At 72.2% G+C, this 22766-nt stretch carries 14 protein-coding genes and 2 pseudogenes; 12 read left to right on the top strand and 4 right to left on the bottom strand.

Features of this window, described 5'->3' with window-relative positions; genetic code table 11:
* The first annotated feature begins 1065 nt into the window (after nt 1-1065).
* Complete coding sequence (locus ABD830_RS00445) at nt 1066-3252, top strand: hypothetical protein (protein WP_344984180.1); 2187 nt, start codon at nt 1066-1068, stop codon at nt 3250-3252.
* Here the strand turns inward: ABD830_RS00445 and ABD830_RS00440 are convergent.
* Complete coding sequence (locus ABD830_RS00440) at nt 3172-4362, bottom strand: cytochrome P450 (RefSeq protein WP_378520854.1); 1191 nt, start codon at nt 4360-4362, stop codon at nt 3172-3174. The two genes, ABD830_RS00445 and ABD830_RS00440, sit on opposite strands and share 81 nt — an antisense overlap.
* Nucleotides 4363-4467: 105 nt before the next feature.
* On the opposite strand from ABD830_RS00440, the gene ABD830_RS00435 reads away from it, so the two are divergent.
* Complete coding sequence (locus tag ABD830_RS00435) at nt 4468-7863, top strand: phosphodiester glycosidase family protein (protein ID WP_344984177.1); 3396 nt, start codon at nt 4468-4470, stop codon at nt 7861-7863.
* Nucleotides 7864-8129: 266 nt separating this feature from the next.
* A complete protein-coding gene (locus tag ABD830_RS00430) occupies nt 8130-9608 on the top strand; it encodes an NF041680 family putative transposase (protein ID WP_344987595.1) in 1479 nt (492 codons plus the stop codon).
* 9 nt (nt 9609-9617) lie between these two features.
* Here ABD830_RS00430 and ABD830_RS00425 read toward each other — a convergent pair whose 3' ends face one another.
* Nucleotides 9618-10427, bottom strand: a complete 810-nt coding sequence (locus tag ABD830_RS00425; protein ID WP_344984176.1) for an SHOCT domain-containing protein — start codon at nt 10425-10427, stop codon at nt 9618-9620.
* Nucleotides 10428-10625: 198 nt separating this feature from the next.
* On the opposite strand from ABD830_RS00425, the gene ABD830_RS00420 reads away from it, so the two are divergent.
* A complete protein-coding gene (locus ABD830_RS00420; protein WP_344987594.1) occupies nt 10626-10859 on the top strand; it encodes an acyl carrier protein in 234 nt (77 codons plus the stop codon).
* Nucleotides 10860-10887: 28 nt separating this feature from the next.
* Here ABD830_RS00420 and ABD830_RS00415 read toward each other — a convergent pair whose 3' ends face one another.
* Nucleotides 10888-11577 (bottom strand): PIG-L deacetylase family protein, encoded by a 690-nt coding sequence (locus tag ABD830_RS00415; protein WP_344984175.1) that lies wholly within the window; start codon nt 11575-11577, stop codon nt 10888-10890.
* 182 nt (nt 11578-11759) lie between these two features.
* On the opposite strand from ABD830_RS00415, the gene ABD830_RS00410 reads away from it, so the two are divergent.
* Entirely contained in the window at nt 11760-12911 is a 1152-nt protein-coding gene (locus ABD830_RS00410) for an amidohydrolase family protein (protein ID WP_344984174.1), read from the top strand.
* A gap of 77 nt (nt 12912-12988) precedes the next feature.
* Nucleotides 12989-15787, top strand: coding sequence for a glycoside hydrolase family 2 TIM barrel-domain containing protein (locus ABD830_RS00405; RefSeq protein WP_344984173.1), 2799 nt, complete (start codon nt 12989-12991; stop codon nt 15785-15787).
* Between the two features lie 113 nt (nt 15788-15900).
* Here the strand turns inward: ABD830_RS00405 and ABD830_RS00400 are convergent.
* Nucleotides 15901-16912: pseudogene (locus ABD830_RS00400) on the bottom strand (GTP-binding protein).
* Between the two features lie 323 nt (nt 16913-17235).
* On the opposite strand from ABD830_RS00400, the pseudogene ABD830_RS00395 reads away from it, so the two are divergent.
* The 6 genes and pseudogenes from ABD830_RS00395 to ABD830_RS00370 form a co-directional block, all read left to right on the top strand.
* Nucleotides 17236-17499: pseudogene (locus tag ABD830_RS00395) on the top strand (nitroreductase family deazaflavin-dependent oxidoreductase); the annotation flags it as partial.
* Between the two features lie 65 nt (nt 17500-17564).
* Complete coding sequence (locus ABD830_RS00390) at nt 17565-19262, top strand: sensor histidine kinase (protein WP_344984172.1); 1698 nt, start codon at nt 17565-17567, stop codon at nt 19260-19262.
* Nucleotides 19253-19900 carry a response regulator transcription factor gene (locus tag ABD830_RS00385; protein WP_344984171.1) on the top strand — a complete coding sequence of 216 codons (648 nt, stop codon included), beginning with the start codon at nt 19253-19255 and terminating at the stop codon, nt 19898-19900. Before ABD830_RS00390 ends, ABD830_RS00385 begins: the two co-directional genes overlap by 10 nt.
* Nucleotides 19901-19995: 95 nt before the next feature.
* On the top strand, nt 19996-21084 hold the full coding sequence (locus tag ABD830_RS00380; protein WP_344984170.1) for a hypothetical protein: 1089 nt from the start codon (nt 19996-19998) through the stop codon (nt 21082-21084).
* On the top strand, nt 21081-22355 hold the full coding sequence (locus tag ABD830_RS00375) for a hypothetical protein (RefSeq protein ID WP_344984169.1): 1275 nt from the start codon (nt 21081-21083) through the stop codon (nt 22353-22355). The genes ABD830_RS00380 and ABD830_RS00375 overlap by 4 nt, the downstream gene beginning before the upstream one ends.
* Nucleotides 22352-22738: a hypothetical protein gene (locus tag ABD830_RS00370; RefSeq protein ID WP_344984168.1), complete on the top strand. Its 387-nt coding sequence runs from the start codon at nt 22352-22354 to the stop codon at nt 22736-22738. The genes ABD830_RS00375 and ABD830_RS00370 overlap by 4 nt, the downstream gene beginning before the upstream one ends.
* The last annotated feature ends 28 nt before the right edge of the window (nt 22739-22766 follow it).

Here is a 22766-nt window from a genome sequence, read left to right as displayed (position 1 = left end):
CCGGGCACCTCGGCCTCGCCCGAGCCGCCCGGCAAGCAGCTCTTCCTCGACGACCCGGTGTGGTGGACGGCCGCGCTGGTGCCGCTGCTGGCCGCCGGGTTCGCCGCGCTGGCCGCCGTCCTGTACGCGATCCGCGGGTCCGTCGCCGGCCGGCTCACGCCGGAGCTGACCCGCTACTACGGCGAGCGCTACGACGACGAGGTGGCCGCCACGTGGGCGCTCGCCTCGCTGACCGACCGGGCCGGCCTCGTGCTGGCCGTGTTCACCGGGATCGGCGTGGCCGGGTTCGCCGCGGTGACCGTGATTTACCAGTTCCACCTGTTCACGCCGGAGGGCGGTCTGGCGGGGCTGCTCGCCACGCTCGGCAGCTGGGCCATGACGGCGGTCATCGTGGGCCTGGTGCTGCTCGGCCGCCGCACGTACACCGACTCCGGGCTGCGCCGGACGATCGGCATCGTCTGGGACATCTCCACCTTCTGGCCGCGCGCGATCCACCCGCTGGCGCCGCCCTGCTACACCGAGCGGGTCATCCCCGAGCTGATCGACCGCGTGGACCGGCTCGCCAGGCACTCGCGGGACAAGGTCGTCCTGTCCGGGCACAGCCAGGGGAGCGTCATCACCGCCGCCCTGGTGCTGCAGCTCGGCCCCGAGCTCCGGGATCGGGTCAGGATGCTCACCCACGGGTCGCCGCTGCGCCGCCTGTACGCCGCCTTCTTCCCCGCCTACTTCGGCACCGCCGCACTGTCGGCCGTCCGGGACGCCGTCCCCTGGTTCAACCTCTACCGGCTCAGCGACCCCATCGGCGGCCCCGTGTTCGGGCGCGTCGACCCCCTCGCCCCGTCAACGGACCACCCGAACGGCGTGGACCTGTTCTGCTGGGACCCGATCCAGCCCGGCCCCGGCGAGCCGCTGCCCGAGGCGCGCCGGCACTCCGACTACTGGCTCGACCCGCCGTATGACGAGGCGCTGGCCCGGTTGATCGTCAAGAAGCCCGCCGTCTGACCACCCGGGCCGGTAGGGTTTCGGGCGTTTCCCAACAGCGACGGGGGTTCGATCGTGAGGTGGGTGCTGTTACTGCTGGTCTCGTCCGCCCTGTGGTGGATGGCTGCGCCCGCCCAGGCGGCGGAGGCGCCGGCGGGGCGGGTGGCGTTCATCGGGGTGCCGGGGCTGCTCTGGGACGACCTCGACCCGGCCGAGACGCCGCGCCTGTGGCAGCTGGCAGGGGAGAGCGCACTCGGGTCCGTGTCGGTGAAGGCCGTGGGCACCGTGACCTGCCCGTACGACGGGTGGCTGACCGTGTCGGCCGGGGTGCGCTCGGCGGTCGGGCACCGGTGCGGGCTGCCGCCCGAGCCGGTCGCGCAGGGTGGCGGGGCGGTGGTCACCGAGGTCCGCGAGCTGCTGCGACTGCGTGACGGCACCTACGCGGGCACGCTCGGCGCCGCGGTGCACGCCGCCGGGCAGTGCACCGCCGCCGTCGGCCCCGGCGCGGCGCTGGCCCTGGCCGACCGGGAGGGCAAGGTCGACCGGTACGCCGCCGAGCCCGCCGGCCTGGCCGACTGGTCGCGCTGCCGGGTGCTGGCCGTGGACGTGGACACGCTGGTGAAGCCGTACATCGTGGACGGCAAGCTGCCGCAGGAGCCCGAGCTGCTCGCGCCGGAGCGGCGGCGTTCCCTGGTCCGCGAGGCCGACGCCCGGGTCGGGGCGGCGCTCGACGAGCTGCCCCCGGACACCGAGATCATCCTGGCCGGCATCGGCGACCACGGCTCGGTGCCGCACCTGCGCGTGGCGATGTGGAAGCGCCCGGGAACGGGCCCGGCGAAGCAGCCGGGCACGTTCGGCGGGGAGGCACCCATGCTGGGCGGGATCGACGTCCAAACGCTGCACGTGGGCGAGGTCGCGGGGCCGTCCGTGGGCACGAACTCGACCAGGCGCGACGACATCACCGTCCTGCCCGACATCACGCCCACGATCCTCGCCGCGGCCGGCATCGCGCCGCCGCCCACCGTGATCGGGCAGCCGTGGCGGCTCGGCGACCGCACCACCCCCGGCGATCTGGCCAGGTCCGACCTCAAGGGCACCGCCGTGCGCGGCACGACCGGCGTCTTCTTCACCGCCTTCGCCGTCGTCCAGGTCGCCTTCTACGCGCTCGCCTACGTCCTGCTGTCCAGACGCAGGCGCCTCGGCGTGGTGGGCACCGCCGCGATCGTGCTCGCCTGTGTCCCCGTCTCCACGTACGCGGTCAACCTCCTGCCGTGGGAGCGGAGCCCGTACCCCGTGCCGACGCTGATCGGCGGCGTGCTGGCGTGTACGGCGCTCTTCGCGGCGGTCGCGCTCGGCGGCCCCTGGCGGCGCGACCCGCTGGGACCGCCCGCCGCCGTGGCAGCGATCACCGCCACCGTGCTCGTGGGCGACCTGCTGACCGGGACGACGTTGCAGTTCGACAGCCTGATGGGCTACACCGCGGTGGTCGGCGGGCGTTACTACGGGCTGGCGAACATCCCGTTCGCGCTGCTGGCCACCGCCGTGCTCATGGTCACCGCCATCGCCGCCGAGCACCTCGTACGGGCCGGGCGCAGGCGGCCGGCCGTGGCCGGCGTGGCCGGGCTCGGCGTGGCCGGGCTCGGCGTGGCCGCGATGCTGCTGGCGGGCTGGCCAGGCGTGGGCAGCGACTTCGGCGGCGTTATCGCGTTCGTGCCGGGCATCGCGGTGACCGCGCTGCTCGTCGCGGGCAAGCGGGTGTCGGTGGTGAAGCTGGGCGCGTTCTGCGTGCTCGGCGGGGTGGCCGTGTCGGTCATCGCCGTGCTCGACCACCTGCGGCCGCCCGCGTCGCAGACCCACCTGGGCAGGTTCGTGGGGCAGGTGATCGACGGGACGTTCTGGCCCATGATCGGCCGCAAGCTGGGCGCCATGCTCAACACCATGCTCTCCCCGAACCTCATGCCGATCGTCCTGGCCGGCCTGGCCTTCCTGGTCTTCGCCGTGCTGCGGCCCGGGCAGATCAGCGCGGGCATCGTGCCGAGGGCGTTCGCACGGGCGCCCATGCTGCGGGCCGGGCTCGTCGGGGCGCTGGTCAGCGGCGTGGTCGGCATGCTGGTCAACGACTCGGGCACCGCCGTGCTCTCCATGGCGGTGGCGCTGGCCGTGCCGCTGGTGCTGTACGCCGGGGTGCGCTCACCAGGTGAGGAAGAGCTCCTCGGGGGCCCGGTGGATGAGGGTGGCCGCCATGACGACGTCCTCGCCGGCGAGACGTAGACCGGGCAGGTCGCGTACGAGCAGCTCCAGGGTGATCCTGAGCTGCTCGCGGGCGAGCAGCGCGCCCGGGCAGCCGTGCACGCCGTGGCCGAACGACAGGTGCCGCACCGGCTCCCTGGCGATGTCGAACTCGTCCGGCCGCTCGAAGACCGTCTCGTCCCGGCCGGCCGAGCCGTACGACACGAACACCGTGTCACCCTCGTCCAGCGCGGTCCCCGCCAGCTCCAGCGGCCTGGTCACCGTGCGGCGGAAGCCCTGCACCGGCGCCTCGAACCTGGCGGCCTCCTCGATCGCCGCGCCCGCCAGGTCCGGCCGCTCGCACAGCAGCTCCCACTGGCGGCGGTCGCGCAGCAGGCGGTGCACGAGGGTGCCGAGCAGCGCGGTGGTGGTGAGGTGGCCGGCCAGCATGACGTTCTGGGTGTTGGCCACGATCTCGTCGCGCTGTTCCGGCGCCGGCTCGCCGGGTCCGGGGGCGAGGCCGCGCGACAGCTCGCCCGTCAGGTTGTCCTGGGTCCTCGACCTGGCGGCGTGCGCGGCCAGCATCCGCCGCAGCGCCGCCACCTCGCGTGCCGCCGCGACCTGCCGATCCTCCGGCATCGGCGTGAAGAGCAGGTCCTCGGCCCGGTTGCCGGCCTGGACCGCGCCGGGGACGTCGGCCGGGTCGAGGCCGAGCAGGTGGCCGATCACGGCGGCCGGGAGCGGCCTGGCGTACCCGGCCATCCACTCCACGCGGCCGTCCTTCGCGAACGACGCGACCAGCTCGCCCGCCGTGGCCTGGATGAACGGCAGCGCCGCCGTCACCTTGGCGGGGGACAGGCCGCGGGTGAGCGGCCGGCGGTAGCGGACGTGCGCCTCGCCGTCCGTGCTCAGCACCACCGGCGCGTTCCCGGGCACGCCCGCCAGCTCGGCGAACGCCGCCGGAGCCGGGATCACGTCCGGCCGCAGCGCGCCCTTGGAGGAGAAGTCGTCAGGACGCGCCAGCACCTCGCGCACGTCGGCGTGCCGGGCCACCAGCCAGGCGTCCAGCTCCTCGACGAACGTCAGCCCCGGCGCGGCGCGGGCCCTGGCGTAGACGGGATACGGGTCGCGGTAGAGCGCCTCTCGATCCACGCGTCCCATGCTCGTAGCAGGGCGGCGGCCCGGCAAGATCTGAAATTTTCTTTTAGTTCACTCTTAAGTCTTGAAAGTTATATCCACGAGCGATTGAGTTCGGTCGTGCAGTCCCTCAGAATCCTGGCCGCCGCGGCCCTGGCGTTAGGCCCCCTGGCCCTGACCGCAGCCCCCGCGCAGGCCGATCCCGCGACCCCCGCAGAGGACGCGCTCGAAGCGTCGTCCTATCCGCCGCCGTCCACGCTGCTCGCCACCCAAGACGCCGGGCAGAAACTGGAGACGGCCAAGAGGACCCGGCCGGTGGCGCCGGGCATCTCGCTGACCTCGTTCGACACCTACGACGCGCTCGGCTGGCTGCGTGCCGACGCGATCACCGCCGACCTCGGCGGCGCCAAGGCCGACTACCTGTACTCCGGCGAGGTGACCAAGACCGAGCCGCTGTCCGGGCCCGCCAAGCGCGCGCACGCCGTCGCGGCCGTCAACGGCGACTTCTTCGACATCAACAGCTCCGGCGCCGCCCTGGGCATCGGCCTGCAGAACGGCTCGCTGGTGCAGTCGCCCGTCGCCGGCCACGAGAACGCGGTCGCGGTCACCGGCGACGGCGTCGGGCGCGTGCTCAAGATGTACTTCGAGGGCACCGCCACGCCGGCCGGCGGCTCGCCGATCAAGCTCACCCAGTTCAACCAGATCGTGCAGAGCGGCGGCGTCGGGCTGTTCACGCCCTTGTGGGGCTCCTACACCCGGGCCCGCGCCGTCGAGGGCGCGACGTCCGTCGCCGAGGCCGTCTTGGTGGACGGGGTGGTCTCCGAGGTACGCACCTCCGCGGGCACCGGCCCGATCCCCGCCGGGACCACGATCCTGCTGGGCCGCGACGCCGGCGCGACCGCGCTGTCCGCGCTGAAGCCCGGCGACCGGGTCGATGTGAGGTACCAGCCGAAGCCGTCCGACGGCAGCCAGGTCAAGGCGGCCGTCGGCGGCAACCAGGTGCTGGTCAAGGACGGCGTCGTGCAGAACTCCACCGACCCCGCCGCGCACCCCCGTACCGCCGTCGGGTTCTCGGCCGACGGCAGGAAGATGTACCTGCTGACCGTGGACGGCCGCCAGGCCGACAGCCGCGGCGTCACGCTGAACGAGCTGGCCGCCATGATGGTCGACCTCGGCGCCGCCAACGCGCTCAACCTCGACGGCGGCGGCTCCTCCACCATGCTCGCCCGTGAGCCCGGCTCCGCCGACGTGCAGGTCGAGAACAGCCCCTCCGACGGCGGCGAGCGGCACGTCCCCAACGGCCTCGCGCTCTACGCGCCCGAGGGCAGCGGCAAGCTCAAGGGCTTCTGGCTGGAGACCGCGACCGACCCCGACAAGGCTCCCGGCCTCGCTCCCGTCGCCGGCGGCCGCCCCGACCGCGTCTTCCCCGGCCTCACCAGGCGGCTGACCGCCGCCGGATACGACGAGACGTACGGCCCCGCCGCGGGCACGCCGTCGTGGCGGGCGAACCCGGCGGTGCACGGCGTCATCCGCGACGGCAAGTTCCATGCGCTGGTGCCCGGCCAGACCACCGTCACCGCCTCGCGCGGCGGCGCGAAGGGCACCATCGACCTCACCGTCCTGCAGCCGCTCGAGCGGCTCGGCACCACCGCCGACCGGCTCGGGCTGGCCGGCGCGGACGGTGTGGCCACGTTCGGCGTGGTCGGGTACGACCGCAACGGCAACTCCGCGCCCATCGAGCCCTCCGACGTCACGCTCGACTACGACAAGAGCATGTTCGAGGTCACCCCCGCCGAGCAGGGCTACTTCTCCGTCAAGGCCAAGAAGGCCCCCGCGTCCGGGCTGATCACCGCCAAGGTCGGCAGGACCAGCACCGCCGTGCCGGTGACGGTCGGGTTCGAGGAGAAGCCGGTCGCCGACTTCGAGGACGCGGCCAAGTGGACGTTCGCCGCCGCCCGCGCCACCGGCTCGCTGTCGGCCGCGCCGGGGCAGAGCGGCGGCGGCCTCAAGCTGTCGTACGACTTCACCACCTCCACCGCGACCCGGGCCGCGTATGCCAGTCCGCCGCAGCAGATCGTGATCGACGGCCAGCCGCAGGCGTTCGGGCTCTGGATCAACTCCACCGGCAAGGGCGAGTGGCCGAGCCTGGAGTTCTACGACGCGCTCGGCCAGTCGCAGATCCTGCGCGGGCCGTACATGACGTGGACCGGGTGGAAGTACGTCGAGTTCACCGTGCCGCCGGGCGTGAACTACCCGCTCAAGCTCCGGCGCTTCTACGTGGCCGAGACCAAGGCGGACGCGAAGTACACCAACGACATCCTCATCGACGGCCTGGTCGCCAAGGTGCCGCCGTCGGTCAGCGCGCCCGCCGCGCCCAGGATCGCCGATCCGGTGGTCAAGGCGGACGTGGCCAGGATGCCGTGGCGGTTCGCGGTCATGTCGGACGCGCAGTTCGTGGCCAGGGATCCGGACAGCGACATCGTCAAGAACGCCCGCCGCACGCTGCGCGAGATCAAGGCCGCCAAGCCGGACTTCCTGCTCATCAACGGCGACCTGGTGGACGAGGCCTCGCCCGAGGACTTCGCGCTGGCCAAGAAGATCCTCGACGAGGAACTGGGTGGAACGCTGGAATATCACTACATTCCCGGCAACCACGAGGTCATGGGCGGCAAGATCGACAACTTCAAGGCCGTCTTCGGTGACACGTACGGCACCTTCGACCACAAGGGGACCCGCTTCATCACCCTGGACACCTCGCGCCTGAACCTGCGCGGCGGCGGCTTCGACCAGGTGGCCATGCTGCGGTCCCAGCTCGACAAGGCGGCCTCCGACCCGTCGGTGGGGTCGGTCGCGGTCCTGTTCCACGTCCCGCCGCGCGACCCGACGCCCGGCAAGGGCAGCCAGCTCGGCGACCGCAAGGAGGCGGCGCTGGTCGAAGGCTGGCTGGCCGACTTCCAGCGCACCACCGGCAAGGGCGCCGCGTACATCGGGGCGCACGTGGGGACCTTCCACGCCTCGCACGTGGACGCGGTGCCGTACTTCATCAACGGCAACTCCGGCAAGAACCCGGCCACCCCGCCCGACGACGGCGGGTTCACCGGGTGGTCGCTGTGGGGTGTTGATCCGGTGACGCCTTCGGAGGCGGAGCACGTTCGGCGCAACTGGTTCGCGGACGCGCCGGACTGGATCGGCACGCAGGTCCGGCCGCACGTGGACGACCTCGTGCTCACCGCGCCCGCCACGGTCGCCGTCGGCGCGCCCGCCACGGTGACGGCGGCGGTCAAGCAGGGGACCCGTACGGTTCCCGCGGCCTACCCGGTCTCGGCGGCCTGGTCCGGCTCGCCGAACCTGCACATCGGCACCCGCCAGACGGCCAAGCCGTGGCACGTGGCCGTCTTCGACCCCTCGACGGGGACGCTGACGGCGCTGCGGCAGGGCCAGGTGACGCTGGCCGTGACGGTGAGCGGTGTCACGCGGCAGGCCGCCGTGGCGCTGACCGCCAAGGCCGCCGCCTGACGGGCACTTGAGGTGGCGAGCGCACGACGCCAGGGTCTGGCGTCGTGCGCTCGTCCCGTACCAGGAGCGGGAAGACCTGCGCCCGCCCTCAGCTTGTCGTTTAACCTCTGGCCTGGACGTTTGTGGCGATCGGGTCTGAGAGTCATCTATCCGGCATAGCGGATTGTGTCCTCTGCGATACGGCGTGTCGCCGTGACCCAGGCCAGCCACCGTCTCCACCTTCAAGGTGTCAACCCAAAGAAGAGGAGGCGGTGGCTGTGTCCTCCATGCTGGCATCCGCGGTGGCGGCTGTCCTGGAATCGGGCCAGGAGGGTGAGCGGGCCGAAGCGATGGCGGAGTTGTCGGAGTTCCGCCAGGAGATATATGGTTGCCTGACGGCGCGCGCGGATGAGCTGTTCGAGCTGGCCGAGGCGGTGTTATGCGCCGACGGGCCGGTACGCAGCCTGGTCGGACTGGCGCTGGCCCCCGAACACCGGCGCGGTCACGGCGCCTTGTATGACGCGATCAACCACGGCCGGATCGAGATCGGCCGGCTCCGCAGAGCCCTGGCTACGGTGCCGCTGCCGCGCGCGGCGGGCGGGCGGATCGTCCTGGCCGCCGATGTGACTGCGTGGCTGCGGCCAGACGCGCCGACCAGCCCCGAACGGCTGTTCTGCCACACCTACGGCCGCCGCAAGGACGAGCATCAGATGATCCCCGGCTGGCCATACTCGATGATCGCCGCACTGGAGACCGGCCGGACCTCCTGGACTGCGGTGCTCGACGCAGTGCGGCTCGGCCCCGACGACGATGAGGCCGCCGTCACCGCAACCCAGCTTCGCGACCTGGTCGCCCGCCTGATCCAGGCCGGGCAGTGGCGTCAGGGCGACCCGGACATCCTGCTGGTGGTCGACGCCGGATACGACACCGCCCGACTGGCCTTCCTCCTGGACGGCCTGCCGGTGGAGGTGCTGGGCCGGTTGCGCTCGGACCGGGTGCTGCTGCGTCCCGCCCCATCGCGTGAGGAATTCCTGCTGGCCAGCCCCGGTGGCGGACGTCCGCCCAAACATGGAGGCGAGTTCCGGATGAAGGACGAGACCAGCTGGGGCGAGCCGGCCCACCTCACGAGCACCGCCACCAGCCGGTACGGCACGGCGGTCGCCTCCTGCTGGGACCGGCTACACCCTCGGCTGGGCCGCCGCAGCGCCTGGATCGATCATGTCGGCGAGCTCCCGGTCATCGAGGGCACCCTCATCCATCTGCGGGTCGAGCACCTGTCCGGCGAACGTGATCCCAAGCCGGTGTGGCTGTGGACATCGGCCATCGGCATCACCGCCGCGCATCTGGATCGGCTCTGGCAGGCGTTCCTGCGCAGGTTCGATCTTGAGCACACGTTCAGAATGTGGAAGCAGACCCTGGGCTGGACCGTCCCCAAGATCCGCGACCCCTACGCCGCTGACCGCTGGACCTGGCTGATCATTATCGCCTACACCCAGCTTCGTCTCGCTCGCCTCCTCGCCGAAGACCTTCGCCGCCCGTGGGAGAGGCCGCTGCCGCCCGAGCGGCTCACCCCCGCTCGCGTCCGCCGGGGGTTTCGCCACCTCCGCACGAGCCTGCCCCAGCCCGCCGGTGCGCCCAAACCCACGAGCGCTGGTCCCGGACGCCCCAAGGGATCAAGGAACCGCGTCCCCGCCCGTCATCACGAGGTGGGAAAGACCGCCAAACGCGCGGCATCACTCACCGAGCACCGCGAGCAGGCAGGTTAAACGACAAGCTCAGAGCTCGGAGATGATCTGCTGCCGCTTCGCGGCGTACTCGTCGTCGGTGATCGCCCCGGTCCCGCGGAGCGCCTCCAGCTCCTCCAGACGCTGTGCGGCGGAGCGCTCAGGCGGCGGGAACCCCGGCGCGGCGGCGGCCGGCGGCCGATCGGCGGCCCGGCGCACCACGTCCTGGATCCGCTCCCGCAGCGCCGGGTCGGAGCGCATGTCCAGCATGCCCTTCAGGGGGATGCCGGCGGCCTTGAGGATCTGCAGGATCTCCATCAGCGGGCCGGCCTGCCCGCTCAGGTCGTAGGTCCTGCCATCCTCCTCCACCGTGAACCGCGCCGGCACCAGCCCGTTCACCAGAGCGCTCCGGTCCCAGTCGATCAGGTGCTCCTTCGTGGCCGGATCGACGAGGACGACGAGCTTGCGCGCGGTGAAGTTGCCCATCCGCGTCACGGTGGCGAGCACGCGGTCCTGGGTGTCGAAGGCGAACCCCGGTCCCGCGATGTGCAGGCCGAGCCTGATCAGCGGTTGGTCGTTGACCCTCGTGCCGGTCTCCGACATGCCCGTGATCTGGGCGAGCACCAGAACCCCGGTCCGCTCCAGGGCGGCGGCCTTGGCGGCCGACCTCGCGCCGGACCTGGCCAGAGCCAGCGCGATCAGCACGTCGGCCACCGTGACCAGCAGCCCGCCGTAGAGCAGCCACTGGACGTATTCGCGGCTCCCCGCGCTCATCCCGAAGTACACGAACAGGAAAATGGGCCCGACCAGCCCACCACAGAGCAAGACCAGCAGTTGCGACTTCACATAGCGCCCGAACATCGGCTTGCTCCAGTCATGGGGCGGCGGGTCGCGTGCCAGGGTAACGACACGTGATCTCGGCCCGGGCTCCATTCGGCGAAGAACGTCATACGGCGGGATGACGCCTCAGCCCCTTCCCCGCAGGCGCTTGCCGACATCTGGCAGCGCGTGACACACTCGCCCCGGATTCCCCGACGAGGGAGGGTTCACCAGGTGCAGATGGATGGGGAGCTCCGCGAGCGGCTCGCCGACATGATCGCCAAGGCCGCCGACGGAGCGGTCGACCCGGGCGAGGTGCTGTCCGGGCAGGCCCGGCTGAGCGATCTCGGCGTCACCTCGCTGGCTTATCTGCGGCTGATCGACGCCGTGGAGGCCGAGTTCGGGGTGGAGCTCGATCCGGCCGCCGTCGACAATCTGGACGCGCTGGTGGACTACGTACGACTCCACGGGTGAAGCCGCCGGTGCGCGAACGCGTCCGCCTTCACAGGACCTCCCGCAACACCCCGAAGGCCTCCGCGTGAGCGACACCGATCTCCGCCCCGCGCAACGTGGCCAGCGCCGTCACCGCCTCCTCGCTCCTGATGTGCGGCGCGGGCCGGTGCTGGCTCTTGTACGCCCGCAGCGCCTTCAGCTTCGCGTCCATGTGCGCGGAGATGTCGCAGTACGCGGTCGAGCGGGGCATCGGCTCGGACGCCCACTGGATCTTCGACATCTCGTACATGAGGACGCTCGGCACCAGCCACCTGCCGGACTGCTGCGCGATCGGCCGGGCGGCGGCGAACCCGGCGTCGAAGACCGCGATATGGTCCTGGTCGTGGTCGGCGAAGCCGGGCAGCAGCAGCAGGTCGGGCCGCCGCTCGTTCAGCGCCTGCTCGAACAGGTCGACCAGCTCCCTGCGCGGCAGCGTGTCGAGCCGCTCGGTCAGCCCGGCGTCCCCGTACGCGATCTCGAAGGTGAAGCCGAGCAGGTCCCGCACGGCCTCGATCTCCTGCAGCCGCTGCGGGTAGCTCGTGGCCCCGTCCAGCCCGTAGTGGCGCAGGCCGTCCACCGCGAGATACAGGACGTGCACCTCGGCCCCTGCCCCGGCCTGCGCGGCCATCAGCCCGGCGCAGCCCAGGACCTCGTCGTCGGCGTGGGGGGAGATCACCAGGACACGGTCAAAGCGGCGCATTCACTGCCCTTCGGTTCTCCCGGGCGCGGTAGTAGCCGGCGGTGCAGGCCTCTTGGTCACTTATCCCGGATTGAAACAGTTTTCGTGGTTCTTGTCACCTTTGGCCACAATTTTCACCAGGGCGCGTGAAGCCTCGCCCTCGGGGGGTAACACGGCTACGTTGACCTTGGGAGACCTCGCGGATGTCCATTGAGCTCGACCTCCTGCCCAGCGGCTTCGTGCGGGCCATCGAGGAGATGGCGCTGGTGGACCACCACGTGCACGGCGCCACGTCGCACGACCTGTCACGCACGGCGTTCGAGGAGCTGATCACCGAGTCGGACCGGCCGGTGCCCTCGTGGATGACCCAGTTCGACTCCCAGCTCGGCCACGCCATCCTGCGCCACTGCGCGCCGGTGCTCGGGCTCGAGCCGTTCTGCACGCCGGAGGAGTACCTCGCCAGGCGCGCGCGGCTCGGCGCCGCCGAGACGAACCGGCTGCTGCTGGCCGCCGCCGGCATCGGGCACTTCCTCGTCGAGACCGGCTACCGGAGCGAGGAGCTGCTGGGTCCGTCCGGCATGGCCGAGGCGAGCGGCGTGCCCGCCGACGAGATCGTGCGGCTGGAGAGCGTGGCCGAACAGGTGGCCGCCGCCGGGTGCGGGGCCGGCGCGTTCGCCGGCCGGTTCGCCGAGGCGCTGTGGGAGCGCACGCGTACGGCACGCGGGCTCAAGAGCGTCGCCGCCTACCGGCACGGGCTCGACTTCGACCCCGCGCCACCCGCGCGGGAGGAGGTCACGGAGGCCGCAGGGCGCTGGCTGTCGGCGGGCGGCGGCCGGCTGACGGACCCCGTGCTGCTGCGCCACCTCATCTGGACGGGGCTGGAGCGCGGGCTACCGCTCCAGTTCCACATCGGGTTCGGCGATCCGGACGTGGACCTGCGCCGGTCGGACCCGCTGCTGCTGCGCGGCCTGATCGAGCTGGCCGAGCCGACCGGGGTGCCGCTGCTGCTTCTGCACTGCTACCCCTACCAGCGGCAGGCGGGGTTCCTGGCGCACGCGTACCCGAACGTCTTCTTCGACGTGGGGCTGGGGGTGAGCCACACGGGGGCGCGCAGCGTGGCCGTGGTGGCCGAGAGCCTGGAGGTGGCGCCGTTCGCGAAGATCCTCTTCTCGTCCGACGCCTTCGGGCCCGCCGAGCTGCACCACCTCGGGGCGCTGCTGTGGCGGCGGGCGATGGCGCGGGTGCTGGGCGGATTCGTGGCCGAGGGGGAGTGGTCGGTGGAGCAGGCCATGCGGGTGGCCTTCATGGTGGGCGCCGGCAATGCGCGCCGCGTCTACGACCTCGGGGACGCATGAGCGCGGCGGCTGTACATGCAAGCGGACAGAAAACTCATCGGTGACGAAACCATCTGGAACCTCTAGGCTCGGTCACGATGGACCTCGAAACTTTCGCCCCCGGTTCGGGACTGCTCGAACCCAGGGCCGCACTCCGCTCAGACGCGCCCGCACTCGACCTCAACGGGACGTGGCGCTTCCGTTTCTCACAATCCGTGAACGTTCACGAGGACTTCGCCGAGCCGTCCTTCGACGACTCGGACTGGGACTCGCTCCCGGTCCCGTCGCACTGGAACCTCCACGGCCACGGCGCGCCCGCGTACACGAACGTCGACTTCCCCATCCCGATCGACCCGCCCCGGGTCCCCGACGAGAACCCGACCGGCGACTACCGGCGCGTCTTCGACCTGCCCGAGGGCTGGACGGGCGGCCGGCTGCGGTTCGAGGGCGCCGAGTCCTTCGCCAGGGTCTGGCTCAACGGCCACGAGCTGGGCTTCTGGACCGGCAGCAGGCTCCCCGCCGAGTTCGACGCGGGCCCGTACCTGCGTCCCGGGCGCAACGTGCTCGCCGTCCGCGTGCACCAGTGGTCGGCGGCCACGTACCTGGAGGACCAGGACATGTGGTGGCTGCCGGGCATCTTCCGCGACGTCACGCTCACCCGCTCCAGCGCCGACGTCTTCGTGCACGCCTCCTACGCCGACGGCCGGGGCACGCTCAGCTTCGAGGGCGAGGGGACGCTGAGCGTCCCCGAGCTCGGCGTCGCCGACCTCGCGCCCGGCACCGAGGTGTCGGTGGAGGTGGAGCCGTGGACGGCCGAGACCCCCCGCCTGTACGACGCCGTCGTGACGTTCCCGGAGGAGACGGTGCGGCTGCGCATCGGCTTCCGCACGATCTCCATCGTCGACGGCGTGCTCCTCGCCAACGGTCGCCCGCTGCTGTTCAAGGGCGTGAACCGGCACGAGTTCCACCCGGAGCACGGCCGGGCGGTCCCGTACGAGACGATGCGCGAGGACGTGCTGCTGATGAAGCGGCACAACGTCAACGCCGTCAGGACCAGCCACTACCCGCCCCACCCCGACTTCCTCGACCTCTGCGACGAGCTGGGCCTGTGGGTGATCGACGAGTGCGACCTCGAGACGCACGGCTTCGGCGAGGTCGGCTGGCGCGCCAACCCCACCGACGACCCGCGCTACGCCGACGCGCTGCTCGACCGCATGCGCCGCATGGTCGAACGCGACAAGAACCACCCCAGCATCATCATGTGGTCGCTCGGCAACGAGGCGGGCGTCGGCCGCAACCTGGCCGTCATGGCGGACTGGACCCGTTCGCGTGACTCGTCCCGGCCGATCCACTACGAAGGCGACCGGTCGTGCGCGCACACCGACGTGTACTCGCGCATGTACGCCTCGCACGCCGAGGTCGAGGCCATCGGGCGGCGCGAGGAGGCCCCCCTCGACGACCCCGCGCTGGACGAACGCCGGCGGGGGATGCCGTTCATGCAGTGCGAGTACGCCCACGCCATGGGCAACGGGCCGGGCGGGCTGGCCGAGTACCAGGAGCTGTTCGAGCGGTATCCGCGCCTGGCCGGCGGGTTCATCTGGGAGTGGATCGACCACGGGCTGGCGCACCCCACGTACGAGTACGCGTACGGCGGTGACTACGGCGAGCCCGTGCACGACTCGAACTTCGTCATCGACGGTCTGGTGTTCCCCGACCGTACGCCGTCGCCCGGCCTGCACGACCTGAAGAAGGTGTTCGAGCCGGTCCGCTTCGAGTTCGGGGACGGCGTGGTGCGGGTCGTCAACGGCCACGGCTTCCGTGACCTGTCGCACCTGGATTTCGTCGTCACCGTGGAGGCGGACGGGGAGACGGTGGCCGAGCACCGGCTGACGGTGCCCGCCGAGGGCGGCGAGGTCAAGCTGCCCCCGCCACCGGCTGGGGACGGTGAGCTGTGGGTGACCGTGCGCGCCGTTCTGGCCGCCGACCAGCCGTGGGCCGCGGCCGGGCACGAGGTCGCCTGGGGCCAGGCCCCGCTCAAGCCGTTCCCCTCGCCCGTGGAACCCGCCGCCCCCGCCGTGGTGAGCGCTCCGGCGCGGGCCGTCCTGGACGGCCGGGAGCACCACGTGCTCGGCGACGCGGAGTTCGACGCGGCCACCGGCAGGCTCGTGCGGCTGTTCGGGACGGAGGTCGAAGGACCGCGGCTCGACCTGTGGCGGGCGCCGACCGACAACGACACCTACGGCGGGCTGGCCGGCAAGTGGCGGCGGCTCGGCCTGCACCGGCTCACCCACCGCGTGGACGGGATCGAGGCCGGCGACGGGCTGACCGTACGCACCCGGGTGGCGCCCGCCGTGACCGACCTCGGCATGCGGGCCACGTACACCTGGACGGCGGTGGGCGGCGGCCTGGAGCTGACGGTGGACATCGAGCCGGAGGGCGACTGGACCGATCCGATCCCGCGCGTCGGCCTGAACATGACGCTGCCCGCCGGCACGGTCGAGCACGTCACCTGGTTCGGCAGGGGGCCGGGGGAGGCTTACCCGGACACCGGGATGTCCGCCAGGGTCGGCCGCTGGCGGGCGAGCATCGACGAGCTCCAGATCCCGTACGTGTTCCCGCAGGAGAACGGCCACCGGGCGGACGTGCGATGGGCCGACTTCGGCGCCTTCAAGGTGCGCGGGTACCCGGTGTTCGGCCTGACCGCGCGCCCGTGGAGCGCGGCCGAGCTGGACCGGGCCCGTCACCGTCCCGACCTGGTGCCGGGCGACCGCCTGCACATCGGCCTGGACCTGGCCCAGCAGGGCATCGGCACCGCGACCTGCGGCCCCGGCGCCCTTCCCGCGTACGACCTCAGGGCCGGGCGGACGACGTTCAGGCTCAGGTTCGAGCCCAGCTGACGGGCGGCAGCGACCGGCTCGCGCCCCTGACGGGGAACGGGCCGGTCGCGACACCGTCCGGCTCGTGCCCTTGACGGGAACGAGCCGGTCGCGACGCCGTGCGGTCGTGCGGGTCAGCCGGGCACGGTGAGGATCGTGCCCGCGCCGACCGTCAGGCCGCCCTCGCGGATCGCGAAGCCGAGCCCGGGCTCCAGCGCCACCGCCTTGCCCAGCTCGACCACCACGTCCACGGTGTCACCCGGCCGGGCGACCGCTCCGGCGTCGGGGGACAGCAGCGTCATCTCGCCGGGCGCCGCGCAGCAGCACCGCCGCGTTGTCCCCGGCCTCGCCCCGCTCCATCGTCTTGCCGAACATCTCCACGCCCGTGACGACCGCGCCGAACCCGTCACCGAATCCGAGCGCGTCCACCGTGTCACCGACCCGGACCGCGCCGCGCTCGATGGCCCCGGTGACGACCGTGCCCCGGCCGGTGACCGTGAGCACGTTCTCGACCGGCATGAGGAACGGCGCGTCCACGTACCGCACCGGCACGGGGATGTGCTCGTCCACCGCCCGGAGCAGCGCCTCGATCGAGGCCGTCCAGACCGGGTCGCCCGCCAGCGCCCGCAGCCCGGACACCCGCACCATCGGGACGCCGGTGTAGCCGTGCTCGGTCAGCAGGTCCTGCAGCTCCAGCTCGACCAGGTCGGTCAGCTCCGGGTCCGCGCCGTCGGCCTTGTTGACGGCCACGACCAGGTGCTCGACCCCGACCCGCCGGGCGAGCAGCACGTGCTCCCGGGTCTGCGGCATGATCCCGTCGTGCGCGGACACGACGAGGATCGCGCCGTCGAGCTGCGCCGCACCCGTGATCATGTTCTTCACGTAGTCGGCGTGGCCGGGCATGTCCACGTGGGCGTAGTGGCGGGTGGCGGTCTCGTACTCGACGTGCGAGATGTTGATCGTGATCCCCCGCTGCGCCTCCTCGGGCGTGCGGTCGATCCGCTCGAACGGCGTGTACGTGGCCTGCCCCCGCTCCGCCAGCACCTTCGTGATGGCCGCGGTCAGCGTGGTCTTCCCGTGGTCGACGTGCCCCATCGTGCCGATGTTGAGGTGGTGCTTGTTCCGTACGTAGGCCTGCTTGGCCATGGTTCCTTCCTGACATACCTGGAAATTTCGTGACCCGTCCGGGCCGACAACCTCCCCCCGCCGGGTCACTTCAGGACGTACGGGAAGAGGTCAGCGCTCCAGGCCGTCGCAGGCACGCTCAAGCACACCCGGCACCGCGGGTGTGGCGAGGAGAGCGTGCAGGAACATGCCGAACATAGTGCGGCCATCAGCAGAGAAACCGCAACGGAATATTCCCCGCCGGATCCATGTCGCGGGGCGGACCGGACCGATCAGGAATGGAGAAACAGGCCGGCGGCCCCGCTGCCTAACGTCGGCGACATGGCACAGAACCAGCGTGGTTCGCCGACGGCGAGGACGCCTGGCTGATCGTAGCGTCGGGCGGTGGGAGCCGGCACCCGGACTGGCACGCCAACCTGATGGCCCACCCCGACCAGGCCTCGATCGAACTGCCAGGCCGCGCCGCCATGCCGGTGACGCCGCACCGGCTCGGCGGCGCCGACCGCGAGCGGGCCTGGCAGCGCATCGCCGCCGCCCAGCCCCGCATCGCGAAGTACCAGAGCAAATCCGACCGCGAATATCCGGTGATCAGACTCACCTCGCGGTGACCGCGAGCCCGCGCGCAGCCTCATTCCGGGCGGTTCGCCCGTAGAATCCCCAACGGGGGTGGGCGATGGCGACGCGTTCCAGGGGCACCACCGGTTTACTCGCCGTCGCGGCGGCAGGGGCTTGGCTGCTGGTCGTCAACGTCCTCGGGACCGGTCACGGCCCCATCTGGCGGCACGGCCCGATCTGGATGCTCGGCGCGCTGGTCGGCGTCTCCTTCCTCACGGCCGGGACCGTGGCCTGGCGGGAGCATCCACGTAACCAGGTCGGCCCGCTCATGGTGGCGGTCGGAGTCGCCTGGCTCCCGCAGCAGCTGCTGGCCCGTCCAGGGGACGTGCTGTGGGCGCTGGCGTTGTGCGGCCTGTGGGCGGCGGTCGCCTGCCACCTGTTCCTCGCCTTCCCCACCGGCAGACTGCGCTTCGTGTCCTACCGGGTGGTGACCGGGCTGGCGTACGTGGCGGCTCTCCTGCTGCCCTCGGCCCAGGCCGCCACGTACCTGCCCCTGCCCCAGCCGCTCCGGGCTTTCGCCGTCGCGCTCGACGACTCCTCCTGGCAGGTGACCGTCCTCATCTCCGGCGCGGTGCTCGCTCTCACGGTCAAGCGCTGGCAGCAGGCGAGCGTGGCGCAGCGCCGCGCGGTCGCGCCGGTCACCGGCGCCTCGATACTCGCCACGGCCTCCTTCGCCGTGGACCGCATGTCCGGCCTCTTCGGCCCGAACCCGCTGCGGGTCCCCCTCGCGCTCGTCATGCTGGGGGCCTTCATGGCGGTCCCGCTGGCGTACCTGGCCGGACTCATGCGAAGCCGGATGGACCACGGCCGCGTGGCCGACCTCGTGGTACGGCTGAGCAGGCGCGAACGGCCGCACAGCCTGCGTGACGAGCTGGCCGCCACCCTGCGCGACCCGGGGCTGATCGTGGGCTACTGTACGGCCGAGCAGGACCGCTACGTGGACGCCGACGGCCGCCCGGTCGCCCTGGACCCGGGGCCGGGCAGGGTCGTCACCCGCGTCGACCAGGGCGAGGCGCCGCTCGCCGTACTCGTGCACGACGCCGCCCTCCTCGAGCAGCCCCTGCTGGTCGAGGCCGCGTGCGCCGCCGCGGCGCTCGCCCTGGAGAACGAGCGGCTCACCGCGGACCTGCGGGCCCGGCTGCGGCAGCTCGCGGCCTCGCGGCGGCGGATGCTGCAGTGGGGCGAGGCCGAGCGCCGCAGGATCGAACGCGACCTGCACGACGGCGTCCAGCAGCGGCTGCTGTCGGCGGCGATGACGCTCGGGCTGGCGGAGGCCGGCACCGACCCCGGACGGGCCGTGCCGCTCATCGGCGAGGCCAAGACGGCGGTGCTGACCGCGCTGGACGACCTGCGTGCGGTCAGCCACGGCATCCACCCGCCGGTGCTGACGGAGCGCGGCCTGGCGGGCGCGGTCAAGGAGCTGGCCGCGGTCGCCCCCATGGCCGTCACCTGCGATCTGGCGCTGGACCAGCCGCTGCCGCAGTCCGTGGAGAGCGCGGCCTACTACATCGTCAACGAGGCCCTGGCCAACGTGACCAGGCACGCCGCCGCGTCGAAGGCATGGGTACGGCTCGCCCACGACGGCCGTCGCCTCTGGGTCGAGGTGGGTGACGACGGCGCCGGCGGGGCCGATCCCGCGCGCGGCTCGGGGCTCGCCGGGCTCGCCGACCGCGCCGAGGCCAACGGCGGCAAGCTCACGATCGAGAGCCCACCGGGGAAGGGAACCGTGCTGAAGGTGGTCCTGCCGTGCGCGTAGCGATCTGCGAGGACTCCACGCTGTTCCGCGAGGGACTGGCCCGGCTGCTCGCCGAGTCGGGGTTCACGGTGGCGGCATGCGTCGACTACGCCGAGGACCTGCTCGCCCATGTCGAGAAGGACCCGCCCGACGTGGCCGTGCTCGACATCCGCCTGCCGCCCACGCACACCGACGAGGGGCTGCGGGCGGCCGTCGCGCTGCGGGAGCGGCACCCGGCGGTGGGGGTGCTCGTGCTGTCGCAGCACGTACGGGTGAGCTACGCGGTCGAGCTGCTCGGCGGCCGCACCGAGGGCGTGGGCTACCTGCTGAAGGACCGGGTGTCGGACCTGGCCGAGTTCGCCGCGGCCATCCGGCGGGTGGGCTCCGGCGGTTCCGCGCTGGATCCGGTCGTCGTCGAGCAACTCGTCGGCCGCCACCGGCAGCCCGGCGACCCGCTGGGCCTGCTCACCGAGCGTGAGCGCGCAGTACTGCGCCTGATGGCCGAGGGACGTACGAACATGGCGATCGCCGAGCGGCTGGCCATCGCCGAACGCACCGTGGAGAAGCACTGCACCAGCATCTTCGCCAAGCTCGGACTGGAGGCGAGCGCCCACGACCACCGGCGGGTGCTCGCGGTGCTGCGGTACCTGAACGCATGAGGGGTGCGGGTAACCGTACCTCTCCGTGAGTGCCAGCCGGGTTCCCTTTCCGGACCTGGTCGCGGAAGATCGGATCGACTGGAAGGAGCGTACTGATGACGGCGGTGAGTCCTGGGGTGCGACGGCTGCTCGCGGACTCCGGGGAGACACGCACGTGGGTGACCCCCCGGACGGACCTGGTCATGGCGTTGCTCGGCGTCTGGTTCGGCGTGGGGCTGATGATCGACGCCTGGGCGCACAGCAACCTGGCCGGGCTGGAGACGTTCTTCACGCCCTGGCACGCGGCGTTCTACTCGGGGTTCGCGGCGGTGTCGGCCTGGATCATCTGGCAGGTCTACCGCAACGTGCGCGCCGGCCGGAGCGGCCTGGCCGCGGTGCCGAACGGGTATCTCGCGGGGCTGGTCGCCATCCCGGCGTTCGCCGCGTTCGGGTTCGCCGACATGATGTGGCACACGTTCCTGGGCATCGAGCAGACCATCGACATCCTGTTCAGCCCCTCCCACCTGGGGTTGATCGTGACGATGATGCTCATCATCACGACCCCGCTCCGCTCGGCCTGGAACGCCCCGGACGTCGGGGACCGGCCCCGGCTGTCGCGGCTGCTGCCCGCGCTGATCGGGCTCGGCTTCGGCGCCACGCTGGTGTCGCTGTTCCTGTCGTACGCCGACGCCATGGAATGGGGCGCGAACGGCGTGGTCCAGGCCTTCTCCAGCGTGGAGGACGGCAGCACCAGCCGCCTGGCCGCGTCGATGGTCATCACGAACGTCATCCTGCTCGCTCCCGTGCTGTTCCTCCTGCGGCGCTGGCAGCTTCCGTCCGGGAGCGTGACCGTGCTGTCCGTGGTCGGCGTGCTGATGCCGGGCGCGCAGACGGCCTTCCGCAACCTGCCGATCCTGCTGACGTTCGTCGCCGCGGGGGTGGTGGGCGACCTGCTGATCCGGTGGCTGCGTCCCTCGCGGGAGCGCCGGGCCGCCTACTGGGCCTTCGCCGGTCTGTCGGCGTTCGCCACCTGGTCCCTGTACATCGCGGTCGCCTCCGTGGTCACCGGGCGGCTGCCCGCCGTACCCGAACTGTGGACCGGCGCACCCATCGTGGCCGGTCTCATCGGCCTCGCCCTCGGTGCCCTGTTCCTCCCGAACGCGATGCCCGCGGAGGCCGGCGGGTCCGGCGACCGGCGGGCATGACCCGGCTACTCTGCCTGGTCGCCCTGCTGCTGGTGGCGCTGGCGCCACCGGCGGCGGCACACGTCGTCAAGGCGGGGGCGGACCTGCGGATCGCGCAGACGATCGCGGGCTCCGAGCTGACCCTGGTGATCAAGGCCACGACCAGGGTGCCGGGGCCGCTGCGCGTCGAGGTGATCGGCTTCCCGACCGCTCCGGGGCTGAGCCTGCGGCTCCGCTCCATGGCCGACGGGCGCGTCGTGCAGGGCACGGTGGCGCCTGGCCGCCCCGCCCAGCTGGGGGTCGAGGAGACCGGCCCGCACGAGCTGACCGTCAGCGCCGGAGGCGAGAGCGCCGTGCTCCCGTTCCGGGTCCTGGTGGACCGCGGGTCGGGGTGGGAGTTCCTGATCTACGGTGGCCTGTTCGTGGCCGGTCTGCTCCTGGTGGGCGGCCTGCTCACCGGGGCGTTCAACCGGCGCGGCCGTCCGGCGTTCGTGGTGACCGCGGTGGCCGCCGCGGGGGTCGCGGTGGCCGCGTTGGTCGTGGTCCTCGAGCCGTGGCTGCCCGCCGGCGCGCCGGACGGCGCCGAGCCGCGCCCCACGGACTCCGCGATCGGACGGCCGTACGTGCAGCGGGTCGTCACCACCGTCCCCGCCCGCCCCGCCGTGGGCGAGGAGTTCGTTACGCGGGTGGAACTGTTCGACGGGTCCACCGGGCGACCTGTCGACGACCTCACCATCCACCACGAGGCCATGGCGCACCTGGTGGTCACCAGCGAGGACGGCCGCTACTTCCGCCACGTCCATCCGCTGCGCACCGCGCCCGGCTGCCTCGAGGTACGGCTGCGCGCCGACCGCCCCGGGCGCTATCTCGCCTACGTCGAGCTCGAACGCACCGACTCCGGCGGCCAGCTCCTCACCGGTTCTTTCACGGTCACCGGGCCGGGGAAGTCCACGTCCGAGTCCAATGCCACGTCCGACGTGGCGGACCAGGCCGCCGCCGCCCCCGGCGGGACGGTCACGGTGACGCCCGCCGTACCGCAGGCGGGACGGCCGGCCACTGTCGAGGTGAGCACCAGCGGGACGACGCGGCCGTGGCTCGGGATGGCGGGACACCTCATCGTACGCAGCCAGGACGGCCAGTTCCTCGGCCACGTCCACGAGATGGGGACACCCGGCAGCCGGTTGCGCTTCACGTTCAGCTTCCCCGCGCCGGGCCGCTACCTCGCCTGGACGCAGTACGCCACAGACCGCGGCATCACCACGGTGCCCTTCACCGTGGAGGTCCCCCGATGATGCGGAGCAAGGGCCTGAGGAGCCTGCTGGTGCTCGCCGGGCTCGTGGCGGCCGTGGTGGCCGCGTTCATCGTCGCCCGCACCTCGGGCGCGACCCCGGTCACCACGACGGGCACCCGCTACGCCGTCACCGTCACCGCCGAGCGGAACGCGATCGACGTACAGGTGGACAAGGGCCAGGCGGACACGGTCACCGTCGCCGCCGTGATGCTCACCATGGGCCACTCGATGCCCGAGGTCACCGCCAGGAAGACCGCGCCCGGCCACTTCGTCGCCGAGGGCGACGACCTGTTCTTCATGACGGGCGCCTGGGAGCTGTCGATCCGGCTCACCGGCCCGTCCGGCGAGGAGACCCTCACGCTCGACACCCTCGTCGCCGACTGATCGGTCGGCTGCGGAATTGTCGGTGGCA

Source organism: Nonomuraea helvata, assembly GCF_039535785.1.
In the GTDB taxonomy this organism is placed as follows: Bacteria; Actinomycetota; Actinomycetes; order Streptosporangiales; family Streptosporangiaceae; genus Nonomuraea; species Nonomuraea helvata.
Note: the sequence above shows the minus strand (reverse complement) of the source record. Positions and strands in the feature narration are given on the sequence as shown.

Coding starts and splice junctions, on each gene's coding strand:
- ABD830_RS00410 (WP_344984174.1), top strand. CDS start 11,760: ATGTCCATTGAGCTCGACCTCCTGCCCAGCGGCTTCGTGCGGGCCATC.
- ABD830_RS00430 (WP_344987595.1), top strand. CDS start 8,130: ATGCTGGCATCCGCGGTGGCGGCTGTCCTGGAATCGGGCCAGGAGGGT.
- ABD830_RS00380 (WP_344984170.1), top strand. CDS start 19,996: ATGACGGCGGTGAGTCCTGGGGTGCGACGGCTGCTCGCGGACTCCGGG.
- ABD830_RS00420 (WP_344987594.1), top strand. CDS start 10,626: ATGGATGGGGAGCTCCGCGAGCGGCTCGCCGACATGATCGCCAAGGCC.
- ABD830_RS00370 (WP_344984168.1), top strand. CDS start 22,352: ATGATGCGGAGCAAGGGCCTGAGGAGCCTGCTGGTGCTCGCCGGGCTC.
- ABD830_RS00415 (WP_344984175.1), bottom strand. CDS start 11,577: ATGCGCCGCTTTGACCGTGTCCTGGTGATCTCCCCCCACGCCGACGAC.
- ABD830_RS00425 (WP_344984176.1), bottom strand. CDS start 10,427: ATGTTCGGGCGCTATGTGAAGTCGCAACTGCTGGTCTTGCTCTGTGGT.
- ABD830_RS00390 (WP_344984172.1), top strand. CDS start 17,565: ATGGCGACGCGTTCCAGGGGCACCACCGGTTTACTCGCCGTCGCGGCG.
- ABD830_RS00405 (WP_344984173.1), top strand. CDS start 12,989: ATGGACCTCGAAACTTTCGCCCCCGGTTCGGGACTGCTCGAACCCAGG.
- ABD830_RS00375 (WP_344984169.1), top strand. CDS start 21,081: ATGACCCGGCTACTCTGCCTGGTCGCCCTGCTGCTGGTGGCGCTGGCG.